16 protein-coding genes and 1 tRNA gene are annotated in these 14104 nt (G+C 35.8%); 4 read left to right on the forward strand and 13 right to left on the reverse strand.

The features are described from left to right. Window positions 1-198 precede the first annotated feature (198 nt). Window positions 199-570: a DUF1413 domain-containing protein gene (locus B371_RS0107060; protein WP_019413604.1), complete on the forward strand. Its 372-nt coding sequence runs from the start codon at window positions 199-201 to the stop codon at window positions 568-570. A 48-nt stretch (window positions 571-618) separates the two neighbouring features. Beyond that, on the forward strand, window positions 619-864 hold the full coding sequence (locus tag B371_RS0107065) for a hypothetical protein (protein ID WP_019413605.1): 246 nt from the start codon (window positions 619-621) through the stop codon (window positions 862-864). Between the two features lie 188 nt (window positions 865-1052). Here the strand turns inward: B371_RS0107065 and B371_RS23990 are convergent, their stop codons facing one another. The 5 genes from B371_RS23990 to groES all read right to left on the reverse strand — a co-directional run bounded on the left by B371_RS23990 (window position 1053) and on the right by groES (window position 5688). Further along, complete coding sequence (locus tag B371_RS23990; RefSeq protein ID WP_237721511.1) at window positions 1053-1550, reverse strand: tetratricopeptide repeat protein; 498 nt, start codon at window positions 1548-1550, stop codon at window positions 1053-1055. 273 nt (window positions 1551-1823) lie between these two features. Then, a complete protein-coding gene (locus B371_RS23995; RefSeq protein WP_019413607.1) occupies window positions 1824-2363 on the reverse strand; it encodes a GIY-YIG nuclease family protein in 540 nt (179 codons plus the stop codon). Between the two features lie 233 nt (window positions 2364-2596). Then, complete coding sequence (locus tag B371_RS0107075) at window positions 2597-3166, reverse strand: hypothetical protein (RefSeq protein ID WP_019413608.1); 570 nt, start codon at window positions 3164-3166, stop codon at window positions 2597-2599. A gap of 568 nt (window positions 3167-3734) precedes the next feature. Then, the gene (gene groL, locus B371_RS0107080) at window positions 3735-5363 is read right to left on the reverse strand and encodes a chaperonin GroEL (RefSeq protein ID WP_019413609.1); all 1629 of its coding nucleotides are present in this window, start codon (window positions 5361-5363) and stop codon (window positions 3735-3737) included. A 40-nt stretch (window positions 5364-5403) separates the two neighbouring features. After that, complete coding sequence (gene groES / locus B371_RS0107085) at window positions 5404-5688, reverse strand: co-chaperone GroES (RefSeq protein ID WP_019413610.1); 285 nt, start codon at window positions 5686-5688, stop codon at window positions 5404-5406. Window positions 5689-5882: 194 nt separating this feature from the next. Here groES and B371_RS0107090 point away from each other — a divergent pair, with 194 nt between their 5' ends. After that, window positions 5883-6614, forward strand: a complete 732-nt coding sequence (locus tag B371_RS0107090; protein ID WP_026022990.1) for a CPBP family intramembrane glutamic endopeptidase — start codon at window positions 5883-5885, stop codon at window positions 6612-6614. A gap of 26 nt (window positions 6615-6640) precedes the next feature. On the opposite strand, the gene tatC is transcribed toward B371_RS0107090, so the two are convergent. From tatC to B371_RS0107105, 3 genes are all read right to left on the reverse strand, one after another. Next, window positions 6641-7444, reverse strand: coding sequence for a twin-arginine translocase subunit TatC (gene tatC / locus B371_RS0107095; protein ID WP_019413612.1), 804 nt, complete (start codon window positions 7442-7444; stop codon window positions 6641-6643). A gap of 17 nt (window positions 7445-7461) precedes the next feature. Beyond that, window positions 7462-7653 carry a twin-arginine translocase TatA/TatE family subunit gene (locus B371_RS0107100; RefSeq protein ID WP_019413613.1) on the reverse strand — a complete coding sequence of 64 codons (192 nt, stop codon included), beginning with the start codon at window positions 7651-7653 and terminating at the stop codon, window positions 7462-7464. A gap of 63 nt (window positions 7654-7716) precedes the next feature. After that, window positions 7717-8373, reverse strand: coding sequence for a redox-sensing transcriptional repressor Rex (locus B371_RS0107105; protein WP_019413614.1), 657 nt, complete (start codon window positions 8371-8373; stop codon window positions 7717-7719). Between the two features lie 125 nt (window positions 8374-8498). Here B371_RS0107105 and B371_RS0107110 point away from each other — a divergent pair, with 125 nt between their 5' ends. After that, entirely contained in the window at window positions 8499-10430 is a 1932-nt protein-coding gene (locus tag B371_RS0107110; RefSeq protein WP_019413615.1) for an ABC-F family ATP-binding cassette domain-containing protein, read from the forward strand. A 334-nt stretch (window positions 10431-10764) separates the two neighbouring features. Here B371_RS0107110 and tsaD read toward each other — a convergent pair whose 3' ends face one another. From tsaD to B371_RS0107135, 5 genes are all read right to left on the reverse strand, one after another. Further along, on the reverse strand, window positions 10765-11784 hold the full coding sequence (gene tsaD, locus B371_RS0107115; RefSeq protein WP_019413616.1) for a tRNA (adenosine(37)-N6)-threonylcarbamoyltransferase complex transferase subunit TsaD: 1020 nt from the start codon (window positions 11782-11784) through the stop codon (window positions 10765-10767). Continuing rightward, window positions 11781-12236, reverse strand: a complete 456-nt coding sequence (gene rimI, locus B371_RS0107120; RefSeq protein WP_019413617.1) for a ribosomal protein S18-alanine N-acetyltransferase — start codon at window positions 12234-12236, stop codon at window positions 11781-11783. The genes tsaD and rimI overlap by 4 nt, the downstream gene beginning before the upstream one ends. Next, entirely contained in the window at window positions 12236-12937 is a 702-nt protein-coding gene (gene tsaB, locus B371_RS0107125; RefSeq protein WP_019413618.1) for a tRNA (adenosine(37)-N6)-threonylcarbamoyltransferase complex dimerization subunit type 1 TsaB, read from the reverse strand. Before tsaB ends, rimI begins: the two co-directional genes overlap by 1 nt. Beyond that, window positions 12934-13386: a tRNA (adenosine(37)-N6)-threonylcarbamoyltransferase complex ATPase subunit type 1 TsaE gene (gene tsaE, locus B371_RS0107130; protein ID WP_019413619.1), complete on the reverse strand. Its 453-nt coding sequence runs from the start codon at window positions 13384-13386 to the stop codon at window positions 12934-12936. Before tsaE ends, tsaB begins: the two co-directional genes overlap by 4 nt. A gap of 124 nt (window positions 13387-13510) precedes the next feature. Next, window positions 13511-13586, reverse strand: a tRNA-Asp gene (locus tag B371_RS0107135). Window positions 13587-14104 lie beyond the last annotated feature (518 nt).

Raw genomic sequence — 14104 nt, forward strand, 5'->3', positions numbered from 1 at the left:
ACCCATTTACCAAATGAAGTTTTTCGTGTATTCTTGTCCATAAGTTGGTCCTTTATATTGGATTTGGACAGGAACTACCTGTACCTACCATTATAAAGATTTTTTCTTTTGGTTTTTATTGATATTTGAAGATTTTATGAATTCCTAATTTTCAAAAGAAATTAATGCAACACTAGTGAAGAAGATTGGATGATATATATGCAAAACAGCGTTAATATCCGTTTTTCACCAAATGAACTTGAAGAATTAAACATTTTAGCGGAACAACAAGGGATCAGCATGGCGGCATTAATTCGAAATGAAGCACTTAAATTAATTAATTTTGAAGTAGAAACAGACTTAACTGTGAAGCTAGTGGATACAGAAGCTTCTAACCTTCCAAATGGCCATCAATTTAAAATACGTGAACTTTACTCAAAACAAAAATGGGCTAATTTCAGTAAACGTTCTCGCTTATCCGTTGGTCGTAAATCTTTCACTGAAGTAGCAAATAAACAATCTCCTTTATCTAAAAAATACGTATTTTCTCACAAAGATTCCGACAACGCTGCTGTTTATAAACGTGTATAATGTCAACAAAACCATCGAAATAAACAAATCAAAAGGGGCATATTTGAAATGTCATTATTAGATAAACTGGAACAAGCTGTACAAAAGAGTAATATACCTTCTATTTTTACAACACTGGATTTAAAAACCTGGATTACTCAATATAAGATTAAGAATGATCAAAACAACTTAGACTACCAGTATAGTTACATTGAAGGCTTTCTTTCATCGTCTACCGTAAACGGTTCTTCAACAAAATGGGATAAGAGACTGAAACAACTAGAAACAAACCCTGTAAGCTACAAATTTATATAATTCCACAAAACCACCGTTTTATAGACAAATTAAATAGCCTGCTCAGAATAGCGTTTGAGCAGGCTTGGTTTGTTGTAATATGTCTATTTAGTTGTCTATCAGGCAAATTATATAAAACGTATAATTAAAGACATGAAGAAGGATATATGGGCTACAGTAACTTAATATCAGGTTAACTTGTTACTGTACTATCTTCTCTTTAATGCAAATGCTTTAGAACGTCGCTCATTCAAATTCATAATAAGGGTTTCATATACATTTTTTTCTTCTGCTTGTAAACGTTCAATTGCCTCATCAAGAATAGCAATTTCATTATCATAGTCCTTTAGCTTGCGATATGCCATCGCATAAGAATTATATAATGTAGGTACATTGTAACCGTTGTAGCGTGCCTTATCAAATAATTCAATTGCTTCATCGACATTGCCTTCTTTACGTGCCTTATCACCATTTTCATAATACGAGTATCCCTCATCAAAGCCTTTCTCCCAATTATGAATGTTCTTAATATCTTTTAATGGCACTCGACTATGTATTGGATTTATTGGTAGTTCTTCTTTTGGAGAAGGTGCTATTTCATCAAATGTTTCTTTCAAATATTTCCACACATCGATTAAATGATATGTAGGTATATGTCGCCCTAAATCTGCTAATGCTTTCTCCTGGTCCACATTATAATTCGTCACGTAATCGTCCCCTATATAAATCCATGCTGTAACCGATTTTGCAAATTTACTTTTCAATACCTTATTACTATTAGTGACTAGAATTGTGGTTACCTCATCTTTGTACTTTTCTAAGTTACCGCCATAAGTAATGATAATTTCATCACGCATACTACGTGTGATAAAGACTACAGCTTTAAGGTTCTCGTATTGGACTTCATCAAATGGCCGGTGCTGTATGCCAAAGTAATGCTCTTCAATTTCACATGCGTATAAAACCGGTGCAGTCTCAAATTATATTTCAGGAGTACTTAGGCTACGATCATATCCATTATCCCGTTTAGTTAGTAACGGTATGATACGATTCGTTAATCTATCATTGGTTTCATTCAATATACGTGTCATTTCTTCGCTCTCTAATCCAATTGCTTGGTCCTCTGTTAAACCAGTAGCAACAAAACGAGTATCAGTGTCATACGTTTTACGTATTTTTTCAGCTTCGTACGCTCGTTGGTGAAACTCCTTATAACGATTACCGCGTCCTTTACCTACGTAAAATATTTCACCTGACTCATTAATAAACCATTCGTAAACATAGAAATTATTTCCTATGCTACCAGTCGATACACCCACTGGTAATGAAGTAATGGAAACCTTATTACCTTCGGCAGAAATGTTAATCTCTACACCTAAACCACCAATATGCTTTGTATCATCAGTTGATGTTTGCTCTGAAACTTGTTTCAAAAAATTGTTCACTTCTTCAGGCCTTTTCTGATTCTCGTTAATGGTAGCTTTCTCTATGCTGCTAAAAAGTTTACTAAACAGACTCATAATATTGCTCCTTTTATGAAGAAGAAATAAATTATTTTTATTAAACACCCAACATATATCTATTATAGCAACAGCACTAATACTTTAATATCAAATTACCGGACTAATATTTTTAGTTATTCGGAAAATGAAAAAACCACTATAGTTTAGGTTGACCAGCTCATGGATAAAACTAAAATCTACATGGCGATAAACTTTTCGCCATAAGTGATGTTCAGATGAGTTATTTATTCTCATAACGTACTAAGCCGTAGTTCATAAAAATACTGCACAATTGGATGCTTTAACTTCATCTTATCGGTCATGTTTAAAATTCGCTTTTTTCCAACCCGTCTGTCCACCAAAGCTAGAATATTCAATAGGATATCATTGCTCTCTATGCTGTCCTCTATAGAAGTGGATAAAAACTTATTAGCTACAACTATAAAATTAGATTTACTTAAGGATGATTGCGCTAACAAAAGCTCCTTTGCATATACTGATAATTTTCTACTCCTTGCAATTACTTGAAGTCGATTCTCCGGTACTATCCCCTTGGTTTCTTTTCTTACCGCTTCAATTTCCTCATTGTTGATAGGAATTTGGATATCTGAATCATTCTTTATTTCTAGCTCCGTCTGATACCATCGGATTAAGGTAGTTATATCACTCATATTAAGTACATTCTTTTTATCTACCGCAATATAACAAATTCCTGCTTTATCAGGTAAATAACGATAGCTGCTTGCACGGTATTCAACCCTTCCATACAATGCAGGACAGAGAAAACTCTCCAGATTTTTCTTCAATTTGCTCCAGGCCATGTAATTCTCCTTAATTTTTATATAATTAATATTTATTGAGGCAGTCGTTCTATTATTCATTATACAATACCAACACATCGATCATACTAAATACAAGGTTTAAGCGTGACTTGAATTACTGATATATCGATAATAGTGAGCAAATAAAATATCCATACTGATGAAACAATGACTATAAGTAATATGGACATTCGGCTTAAAACAATAATACTATTTAAAAACATATATCGAGCATATCGCATCAATAATAATCATCCCTACCACAAATAGGAGGTGACCCATCAGGGTCACCTCCTATTTTAATCTAACTCGTTTCACCTTTACTACAGCACTATTCAACATAAAAAAACGAATTCGATTAACCCATTAAATTATCAATACTAATATTTCCGAAGAATTTAAAATAATTTCCCAATATCCTTCTCATAATATAACAAAAGATATGAAAAAAGAAGCTTCCCAAAAGTTCAGTGAACTCATGAGAAGCCTCCGTAAATTTACCTCAATATTAGCGAACCACTCTCATCTTACTTAAAAACCCACACATATCAAGGGTTTTTTCTTATTTTTACATCATGCCGCCCATGCCGCCCATATCAGGCATGCCGCCACCTGAATTTTTCTCAGGAATGTCTGCTACTACTGCTTCAGTAGTTAAGAACATTGCTGCTACAGATGCTGCATGTTGAAGTGCGTAACGTGTAACTTTGGTAGGATCCACGATACCCGCTTCCATCATGTTAACCCATTCACCGTTTGCTGCGTTGAAACCAATACCGATTTCTTCGCGTTTTAAGCGATCAACGATGATTGAACCTTCAAGACCTGCGTTGTTAGCAATTTGACGAACTGGCTCTTCAAGTGCACGGAGTACAATTTTAACGCCCGTTGCAACATCGCCAGTTTCAGCAGCTGCTACTTCAGCAACTTTTTTATAAACGTTTACAAGTGCAGTACCACCACCAGAAACGATTCCTTCTTCAACTGCTGCACGTGTTGAATTTAAAGCATCTTCAATACGAAGTTTACGCTCTTTAAGTTCTGTTTCAGTTGCTGCACCGACTTTAATCACGGCAACACCACCTGATAGTTTTGCTAAACGTTCTTGTAATTTCTCTTTATCAAACTCAGAAGTTGTATCTTCTAATTGCGCACGGATTTGGCTTACGCGACCCGTAATTTTTTCTGGTTGTCCTGCACCTTCTACGATAGTTGTGTTATCTTTCGTCACAACCACTTTTGCTGCACGACCTAATTGTGTAATATTAGCTGTCTTCAACTCTAAGCCAAGTTCCTCAGTGATGACTTCAGCACCAGTTAGAACAGCGATATCCTCTAACATTGCTTTACGACGGTCGCCAAATCCAGGAGCTTTTACTGCTACTGCATTGAACGTTCCACGTAATTTGTTCACAACTAGTGTAGCTAATGCTTCGCCTTCAACGTCTTCTGCGATTATGATTAGTGGTTTACCTTGTTGTACCACTTGCTCTAATAAAGGAAGAATATCTTGAATGCTTGTTACTTTTTTATCAGTGATTAAGATATATGGGTTTTCTAAAACTGCTTCCATTTTTTCTGAATCAGTAACCATATATGGAGATGCATATCCACGATCGAATTGCATTCCTTCAACCACATCTAGTTCAGTAGTGAAGCCTTTAGATTCTTCGATTGTAATAACACCGTCGTTTCCTACCCGCTCCATTGCTTCAGCGATCAATAGGCCTACTTCTTCATCACCTGAAGAAATAGCAGCTACTTGTGCAATTGATTCTTTGCCTTCGATATCTTTTGAGATTTCTTTAAGGCCAGCAACTGCCGCTACGACAGCTTTTTCAATACCTTTACGAATGCCAACAGGATTAGCACCAGCTGTTACGTTTTTCAAACCTTCACGAATCATCGCTTGAGCAAGAACCGTTGCAGTTGTTGTACCGTCACCAGCAATATCATTTGTTTTAGATGCAACTTCAGCTACTAGCTTAGCACCCATGTTTTCAAATGCATCTTCTAGTTCGATTTCTTTTGCAATTGTTACGCCATCATTTGTAATTAGTGGTGAACCGAACTTTTTCTCAAGAACAACATTACGTCCTTTTGGTCCAAGTGTTACTTTTACAGCATCTGCCAATTTATCTACACCACGAAGCATTGCACTACGTGCGTCTTCACTAAATTTAATTTCTTTTGCCATTTTGTAAACCCTCCTAATAATTTAAATAAAGTTATTAATGTTAGCCTATTATTGCTAATATATCGCTTTCGCGTAAAATTAAATATTCGTTACCTTCATATTTCACTTCAGTACCTGAGTATTTCGAGAAGATAATTCTGTCTCCTTCTCTCACATCTAACTCTACGCGCGTGCCGTTATCAAATACACGACCAGTTCCTACAGAAATTACTTTCCCTTCCTGTGGCTTCTCTTTAGCTGAGTCAGGAATAACAATTCCGAATGATGATTTTTCTTCAGTCTCTAATAATTCAATAACAATACGATCGCCTAATGGTTTTAACAAGTGAAACAACCTCCCTAAAATGGTTTTAATTATTTTATTAGCACTCTCACTCTTTGAGTGCTAACACAATTCTTATCATAATGAATCACTTCGATTATTGCAAGTGTGAGCACTAGATTATTTTATTCTTTGCGATGGACTATAAAAAACAATACAATAGGGAAAGGACTTCTTTTAATGAAAGGACATCATTTGTGAAAAATAATAAAACCGCGTTTTACTTAATTCTAATTTATGTATTGATGCAACTGTCTGGGTTACTCTTTGCCCCTCTCCTCTTTAGCTTTTTAATGGGCCAAGAGGGAATGGAAGTAGAGCAAGCTAAACTTCTAGCAAGTGGTTGGTGGGTATTCATCAGCATGTCAGTAGCGGCCATTATGAGCTTGGCCATAATACGAAAAGATAAATCGTTTTTAAATAACTTAAAAGGCAAAAAAAGTTCAGTCTCTGCATCTATTGGATGGGGTTTTCTTGGCTTCTTTATGGTGTTAATTGGTCAATCTATAGCTGCGCTAATTGAAAATGCACTAGGTATTAAACCAGGGTCTGATAATACAGCTACTTTTGTTAAAATTGCAGCAGCTGCACCGGTTGCCATATTGTCTATTGCGATATTTGCACCTATTCTAGAAGAATTACTATTCAGACGTGTAATTTTTGGATCGCTTGTACAAAAAACGAATTTCTTTATCGCAGGGGGCGTGAGTGCGATCGTCTTTGCTGTCATCCACTTTGACTTCACTCACATCTTACTATACGCGGTATCTGGATTTATATTCGCATTCTTATATTTTAAAACAAAACGGATTCTAACATCTATCATCTCTCATATGTTATTGAATGGTTTTGTTGTAATGGTTCAATTGAATTCTGAAAATATCGAACGTTATCAAAAATATTTAGAATCTCTATCAAACTCACAATAAGATAAGCAAAAAAAGCCTTCTACCGTTTACTCCGGTGGAAGGCTTTCGTTTTTTCGATTATTCAATTCGACAATAATCGCTTGTTGTTCTTCTATTTCACGTTGTTGTTCTGCTTTTAAATACTTTTTGTACCCAATCCGGGAAATCAACACACTTATTTCATACAGCAAAAATAGTGGAACCGTTACTAATAAGTGAGAAAAGAGATCCGGGGGTGTAATAAAAGCTGCTATTATAAATAATGCAAAATACGCGTATTTTCTCATTTTAACCATTAACATTGGTGTAATGATTCCTAAGCGAGTAAAGAATAACAAAATGATTGGTAATTGAAAAACTATCCCAAATGGAAGAGTGATTTGAAACAAGAAATTAAAGTACTCGTTGATACCGATTACTTGGTTGATTCCTAAGTCTGCTGATAAAATCATCATGTATTTTATGACATAAGGAAAAAGTACTTTATAGGAGAAAAGAATACCTCCTAAAAAAAGAAAAAAGGTAAAGGGTATATAACTAAGTGTTGCCTTACGTTCAGGTTCATGTAGACCGGGACTAACAAAACCCCATAATTGATACAAAATTACGGGGGATGTAATTACTAATGCAATAAACATGATGACTTTTAAATAGACCATAATAGGATCGGTTATCGTAAAAGCATTCAATGTTAATGAAGCTGCTTCTTCACTATATTGTAGAAAATGAATAAGAGGTTTTGCAAGGAAGAAACTTCCTACTACACCAAGAACAAAGAAAACGACGATTATCATCAATCGTTTTCTAATTTCATCTATATGCTCAACTAATGTTAAATTTTTATCATTCATCGGATGTTCATCCTAACTTACTTCAGTTCATCTTTTTGAACGTCTTTTTTCTTGTTATCATCTTCGTGATCATCTGCTAAACCTTTTGTTGCATTTTTAAATTCACGTAAAGATGAACCAAACGCTTTACCGAGTTCAGGTAACTTCTTAGGACCAAACACTAGTAACGCAATGACTCCGATAATTATTAAACTTCCTGGACCTGGCATTGCAGACACCTCCTTATGTGTGACTTCATTTTAACTCATTTCACCAATGTTTGCTATTTCCTACTATGAACCTTGTGTGAACGTTTCTTCATCTTGTTTGATGAAGTAGATTAGTGTTTGTAATTCAACGGACAAGTCTATGGTATGAACACGTATTGAATTAGGCACCGATAACCGTACTGGTGTAAAATTGAGAATCCCTTTAACCGCCGTTTTGATTAAGAGATCAGTAACTTCTTGGGCTACGCGTGATGGAACTGTTAAGATTACAAGTTCAATTCCATACTCTTGTATTTTTTCTACTAACTTACTGGGCTCAAAAACGGGAATATCGGTCATTATCGTACCGTCTTCCGTTGCACTTGTATCAAATGCCACCACAATTCGAGTGTTGTGGTTTTTTTGAATATTATATTTTAGAAAAGCCGTACCTAAACTGCCTACACCAATTAATGCCACATTTTTTTTTTCATCTTGATCAAGTGTTTGACGAAAAAATGTTAGTAAGTGTTGTACATCATAGCCATAGCCTTTTTTGCCTAAAGCTCCAAAATGTGAAAAATCACGTCGAATCGTCGCAGAATCAATTTTCATCGCTTCACTAAGTTCTTGTGAAGAGATACGTTTTTTATCCGCATTAGAAAGATTTTGCATATATCTGTAATAAAGAGGTAATCTTTTTGTTGTAGCTTGTGGAATTCTAGGCTGATCTTGTTTCATACAGTTCCTCCTGCAATTTAAGCGAAATCGTTTTCATCTTACATGACTCGAATGGTGATGTAAAGTCCAGTCGTTGCATGTGCCTGAAGCATCCTTTAAAATGAATGAGAACTGAGGTGGAATATATGATTGTATTACAAGTGAATCAATTACATAAATCTTTTATCGCCGATGAAATATTAAGTAATGTTAAACTCGAAATAAATCATCGAGACCGGGTAGCGTTAGTTGGTAGAAACGGTACTGGGAAGTCGACTCTTCTTAAAATTATTGCAGGTGAACTGTCTTATGACTCGGGAGAAATCACAATCCCTAAAGACACAAAAATAGGTTATATGGAACAACATGCGGGCATTGATTCTAATTTGTCTATTTGGGATGAAATGATGACCATTTTTGAACATCATCAAAAAGCCGAACAAGAATTACGATCGTTAGAAAGACAAATGGCCAATCCGGATATTTATGAAGATCCTGATTCTTATGCTCGCATTATGTCGGACTATGACATAAAGCAAGTTGCATTTAAAGATTCCGGTGGTTACCAATACGAAGCTGATACACGTTCCATCCTACATGGGATGCAATTCTTCACTGATGATTACACTAAGCCTATTCAATCGTTATCCGGTGGCCAGAAAACCCGTTTGGCACTGACCAAACTATTACTAACAAAACCCGATTTACTTATTCTTGATGAACCAACTAACCACTTAGATATTGATACCCTAAGCTGGCTAGAGCGTTACCTTCAAGGATATCCTGGAGCCATTTTAATCGTCTCCCATGACCGATATTTCTTAGATCAAGTTGTAAACTTTGTTTATGAAGTATCTCGTCATAAGGTTAAACGTTTTGTGGGGAATTACAGTAAGTACTTAGAAGAAAAAGCGAAGACGTACGAACTAGATTTAAAAACCTTTGAACGTCAGCAGTCAGAAAAAACAAAACTTGAAGATTTTGTACAACGTAACTTGGCAGCTACATCCACAACGAAAATGGCCCAGTCTCGTCGCAAGGTTTTAGAAAAGACGGATTGGATGGAGTCCCCAGATAGCGATGAAAAATCTGCGAAGTTTGGATTTTCTATTAATCGTCATAGTGGTAAAGACGTCCTTAAATTAGAAGATGTGTCGGTAGGATACTCAGATAAACCCGTATCACAAGATGTAAATCTTAGAGTTTTTCGTGAAGATCGTATTGCTTTAGTAGGACCAAATGGTGTAGGAAAATCTACATTACTCAAAACAGTTGTAAAAGATATTGCTCCAATAACCGGATCAATTCAATATGGAACGAATGTTCAATTTGGTTATTATGATCAAGAACAAGCTAAACTTACCGGTAACCGGTCCGTGCTTAAAGAATTATGGGACGATTGGCCACTATTTAACGAAAAAGATGTTCGCAATATTTTAGGTCGTTTCTTATTCAGTGGTGACGATGTGAATAAAACCATCTCATCTTTATCAGGTGGTGAAAAAGCTAGAGTGGCTTTAGCTAAGCTTATGATGGTAAAAGCCAATACTTTAATTCTTGATGAACCTACCAATCATTTGGACCTTGATAGCAAAGAGGTTCTTGAAAATGCATTAATTGATTATCCTGGAACCATTCTTTTCGTCTCGCATGATCGTTACTTTATTAACAGGATAGCAACAAAAGTCATCGACTTATCAAAAGACGGAGCATTCGAATATTTAGGTGATTATGATTACTTTGTTGAAAAGAAAAAAGAATTAGAAGAAATCCGTTTAGAACAAGCAGGTGTTCTAGAAGTGGGAGTTGCAACGACAAAACACTCCACCTCTACCATCGATAAAGATGCGAAGAAAAAGGAACGAAAAATCTCAAGACGTTTAGAAGAACTAGAGCTACTATTACAAACGGTAGATGAAAACATAAACTCTGTTGAAGAAAAATTATGTGACCCAAAAATATTCCAAGATCATGAGCAATTATTGACACTTCAAAAGGAGCTAGAATCTTTTAAAGAGGAACAAGAAGTTCTAATGACTGAGTGGGTTGGACTAGAAGAAGAATTAGAAGAATTATAACTATTGCGCATGTCTAAACATGCGCAATTTTTTTACATATTTAAATCATATATATAGGTCAAGTACTTCTTTCGACATTTTTCTTTCCACAATTTTATTCACAATAAAAAGCTATATATATCAATCTATCAACAGACTTACCCACACTATCCACAGATAAAAAATTTTTTATATTCCTTATTCGGTTGTAAACCTACCACTATATATTGAATTCGACTGACTTATGCACAGGTTATCCACAAATTGTGCATAAGTACAGATGTTCTCTATTGACAACTCTATTTATTTTTGTTAAAAAAGAATCGATTTTCTCCTAAGAGAAAATCGATTCTTTTTACTTCCAGTCGAATAATGTCATTCCAGGTTTTCCGTTCATTGCCATTGAACTAGTATGTCCTTTTTCAAACATAACAGAGCCTGCTGCAGCAATCATCGCTGCATTATCTGTACATAAAAATAGAGGTGGTACTGTAAATTTGATACCTTCTTTAATAAAGGTATCTTCTAACGACTTTCTTAACCCCCTATTTGCGGCAACACCACCAGCAGCAATTACCTGTTTTACCTTATACTCTTTGGCAGCACGCAATGTTTTCGAAGTAAGTACTTCTACCACACTAGATTGAAAACCCGCGGCTACGGCTTGAGGATTAATCTCTTCTCCTCGTTGCTCAGCATTGTGCATATAGTTTATTACAGATGATTTTAATCCACTAAAGCTAAAGTCATAAGAACCTGGCTCTAACCAAATTCTAGGGAAGGCTATTGCTTCTTCGCTTTCATGTGCAAGTCTGTCTATATGCGGGCCTCCAGGATAGGGAAGCTTTAATACTCTTGCTACTTTATCATACGCTTCCCCTGCAGCATCATCACGTGTTTCACCAATTAACTCAAATGAACCGTGATTTTGCATTAAAACGATTTCCGTGTGTCCACCGGAAACGACCAGTGCTAGTAATGGGAATTCCATGGGTTCTACTAACTGATTCGCGTATATGTGACCAGCAATATGATGAACACCAACAAGAGGCAATTGATTCGCGAAGGCAAACGCTTTTGCTGCATTTATCCCTATTAAAAGAGCACCAACAAGTCCAGGTCCCTCAGTTACTGCTACTGCATCTAAGTCATTTGGTTTCATGTTTGCTTGCTTAAGAGCTTCTTCTAATACCATAGTCACTTCTTCTACATGATGTCGAGAAGCGATTTCCGGAACGACACCACCAAACCTTTTATGACTTTCGATTTGTGATGATACAACATTGGATATAATCTCATTCCCATTACGAACGATTGATGCAGCCGTCTCATCACAACTGGTTTCAATACCTAACACTATTTGATCTTTTATCATTTATATTTCACCCACATCACTAGTGCATCCTCTAGGTTATCAGTATAATACCCTTTTCGAATACCACCATTTTTAAAATCTAGCTTACGGTATAAATTTTGTGCAATTGTATTACTTACTCTTACTTCTAATGTCATCAGAACAACTTCATGCTCTTTAGACACTCGAATCGCTTCACGCATTAGTCCTTCACCAATCTTATTGCCCCGAGCTTGCTCGGTCACTGCGACATTTGTAATATGGCATTCATCCATCACGAGCCACATTCCACAAAAACCAATAATTTCTCCAAAACTATTTTCTGCCACAACATAATAAGCATGCAAGTTGGTCGTCATTTCTTGTAAAAATGCATCTCTTGTCCAGGGTAGACTGAATGCCTCTTTTTCAACCTTTAAGACACCATCAATATCAGCAACTGTCATTTTCCGATATGTAATTGAATCATTCATTAAGATTCAGCCTTTTTTTGTTCAGAATGCCAATTCGTCTCTGCTTCCGTAATTCTCTTATACTCAGGTACAAAATGATGTGTTTCGTCTATTGAAGGAAGTGGTTTCTTCATAGCTTGCTCGATCAATACAGATGCTTTTGGTAAATCCAAATGAAATGGTGCTCGAATAGCTCGTTTACCTAATACTTGTTGGATAGCTTCCCAATGAATTGAAACATCTTTTCCTATAAACAATATATCTTCATCTTTAGCTGCTAATATTTCTAAAACAGATTCTAGTGAATAATGACCATCTGGTAAGAGCGCATTAAAGTCATTAGTATATATCCCTGTAAATACATTTAACCGGCGTGCATCCATAATAGGACAAATTAGTCCTTTGAAAAACACTCCATTTCCAGCTAATGCTTGTAGACTAGATACCCCTACGAGTGGAATCTTTAGTGTCCAAGCAAGGGTTTTAGCAATGGTAACCCCAATGCGAACTCCCGTGTATGATCCTGGACCTTCAGCAACTGCAATTGCATCAATTTCATTCGGTTTAATATTTGCTTGTTTTAACACTTCTTCAACAGCAGGCATCGCCCCCACTGAATGCGTAACATTCAATGCGCTTGACCATTCAACCAATAACTGGTTATCTTGAACAAGTGCTATTGATAATGGTACATTTGATGTATCGATTCCTAACCAAATCATTCAAATAACTCCTTACATAATTGCTCATAACGTTCACCCTTTGGAGTAACTTCAAAACGTCTAGCAAATTCATCTTCATAGAAAACTTCTATTTGTAATCGTTCATTTGGCAAATCGTTTTCAATCAATTTTGCCCACTCAATTACAGTCACAGCTTCTCCATAAAAAAGTTCATCCCATCCTAGGTCCTCTTCACTTCCTGCAAGACGATATACATCTAAGTGATTGAATGGTAATCTACCTTCATATTGTTTTAAAATGGTAAAGGTTGGACTGTTCACATTCCGGACTACTCCTAATCCTTTTGCAAAACTTTTAGTAAAAGTTGTCTTCCCAGCTCCAAGATCACCTTCCAGTGTAATAATATCCTGTGCTTGAACAATGGACCCTAAACGTTGACCAAATTGTTCCGTTTCTTCGAGTGATGTAACTTGTTTAATATACGTCATATAATGATTACCTCACACATGTTTTCTATAGTGTACCGAACTCATAGCAATTCTTCACTTTATTTGCACAAAAAAATCCACATAGAAAGTTTCCTTTCAATGCGGATTGTTAATTTTAGATAAATGGCGGTCCCGACCGGGATCGAACCGGCGATCTCCTGCGTGACAGGCAGGCATGTTAACCGCTACACCACGGGACCATATGATATTTAACGACAAGATTTATTATATCAGTGTTATGAAATTAAAACAATAGTATTTTAAGAAATAGTTTAAGAAATTTAAAAGTATGGTTTCACTATATGAATAATAGAGTTGCGAATTGATTATTGGAGTCATAATATAGAACGAAAACGGTTCCCATTAAAAGTTTTCTAGAGTCTAAAAAACAAATGTTTTGTGCACTACGTTACAAATGGATAACGAACACATAATCTTCTTATGAATTTGAAATTAGTTTTTTTTATAAATTGATTGATTAATCAATCTTATTTACATTGAAAGATATACAAACTATCAACAGCTTACGAGTATAACTCTCCATTTCGAGAAGGAGAAAAGACGAAGTTCAAGATTTCTTCTTCAACCATTAATCTTCAAGATAACCCCATATCCTGGCACTCTTTGTTCTTCCTTCACCTTTTAATCTCAATCGAAAAAAATGCACAAAAAAAACGATACCCTTTTACAGGTACCGGTTTTCTATTTGCCTAGCGAC

It is taken from the genome of Paenisporosarcina sp. TG20, assembly GCF_000286315.1.
In the GTDB taxonomy this organism is placed as follows: domain Bacteria; phylum Bacillota; class Bacilli; order Bacillales_A; family Planococcaceae; genus Paenisporosarcina.

Coding starts and splice junctions, on each gene's coding strand:
- B371_RS0107060 (WP_019413604.1), top strand. CDS start 199: ATGCAAAACAGCGTTAATATCCGTTTTTCACCAAATGAACTTGAAGAA.
- B371_RS0107110 (WP_019413615.1), top strand. CDS start 8,499: ATGATTGTATTACAAGTGAATCAATTACATAAATCTTTTATCGCCGAT.
- tsaE (WP_019413619.1), bottom strand. CDS start 13,386: ATGACGTATATTAAACAAGTTACATCACTCGAAGAAACGGAACAATTT.
- B371_RS0107105 (WP_019413614.1), bottom strand. CDS start 8,373: ATGAAACAAGATCAGCCTAGAATTCCACAAGCTACAACAAAAAGATTA.
- tsaD (WP_019413616.1), bottom strand. CDS start 11,784: ATGATAAAAGATCAAATAGTGTTAGGTATTGAAACCAGTTGTGATGAG.
- tsaB (WP_019413618.1), bottom strand. CDS start 12,937: ATGATTTGGTTAGGAATCGATACATCAAATGTACCATTATCAATAGCA.
- tatC (WP_019413612.1), bottom strand. CDS start 7,444: ATGAATGATAAAAATTTAACATTAGTTGAGCATATAGATGAAATTAGA.
- B371_RS0107065 (WP_019413605.1), top strand. CDS start 619: ATGTCATTATTAGATAAACTGGAACAAGCTGTACAAAAGAGTAATATA.
- B371_RS0107100 (WP_019413613.1), bottom strand. CDS start 7,653: ATGCCAGGTCCAGGAAGTTTAATAATTATCGGAGTCATTGCGTTACTA.
- groL (WP_019413609.1), bottom strand. CDS start 5,363: ATGGCAAAAGAAATTAAATTTAGTGAAGACGCACGTAGTGCAATGCTT.
- rimI (WP_019413617.1), bottom strand. CDS start 12,236: ATGAATGATTCAATTACATATCGGAAAATGACAGTTGCTGATATTGAT.
- B371_RS0107075 (WP_019413608.1), bottom strand. CDS start 3,166: ATGGCCTGGAGCAAATTGAAGAAAAATCTGGAGAGTTTTCTCTGTCCT.
- B371_RS23995 (WP_019413607.1), bottom strand. CDS start 2,363: ATGAGTCTGTTTAGTAAACTTTTTAGCAGCATAGAGAAAGCTACCATT.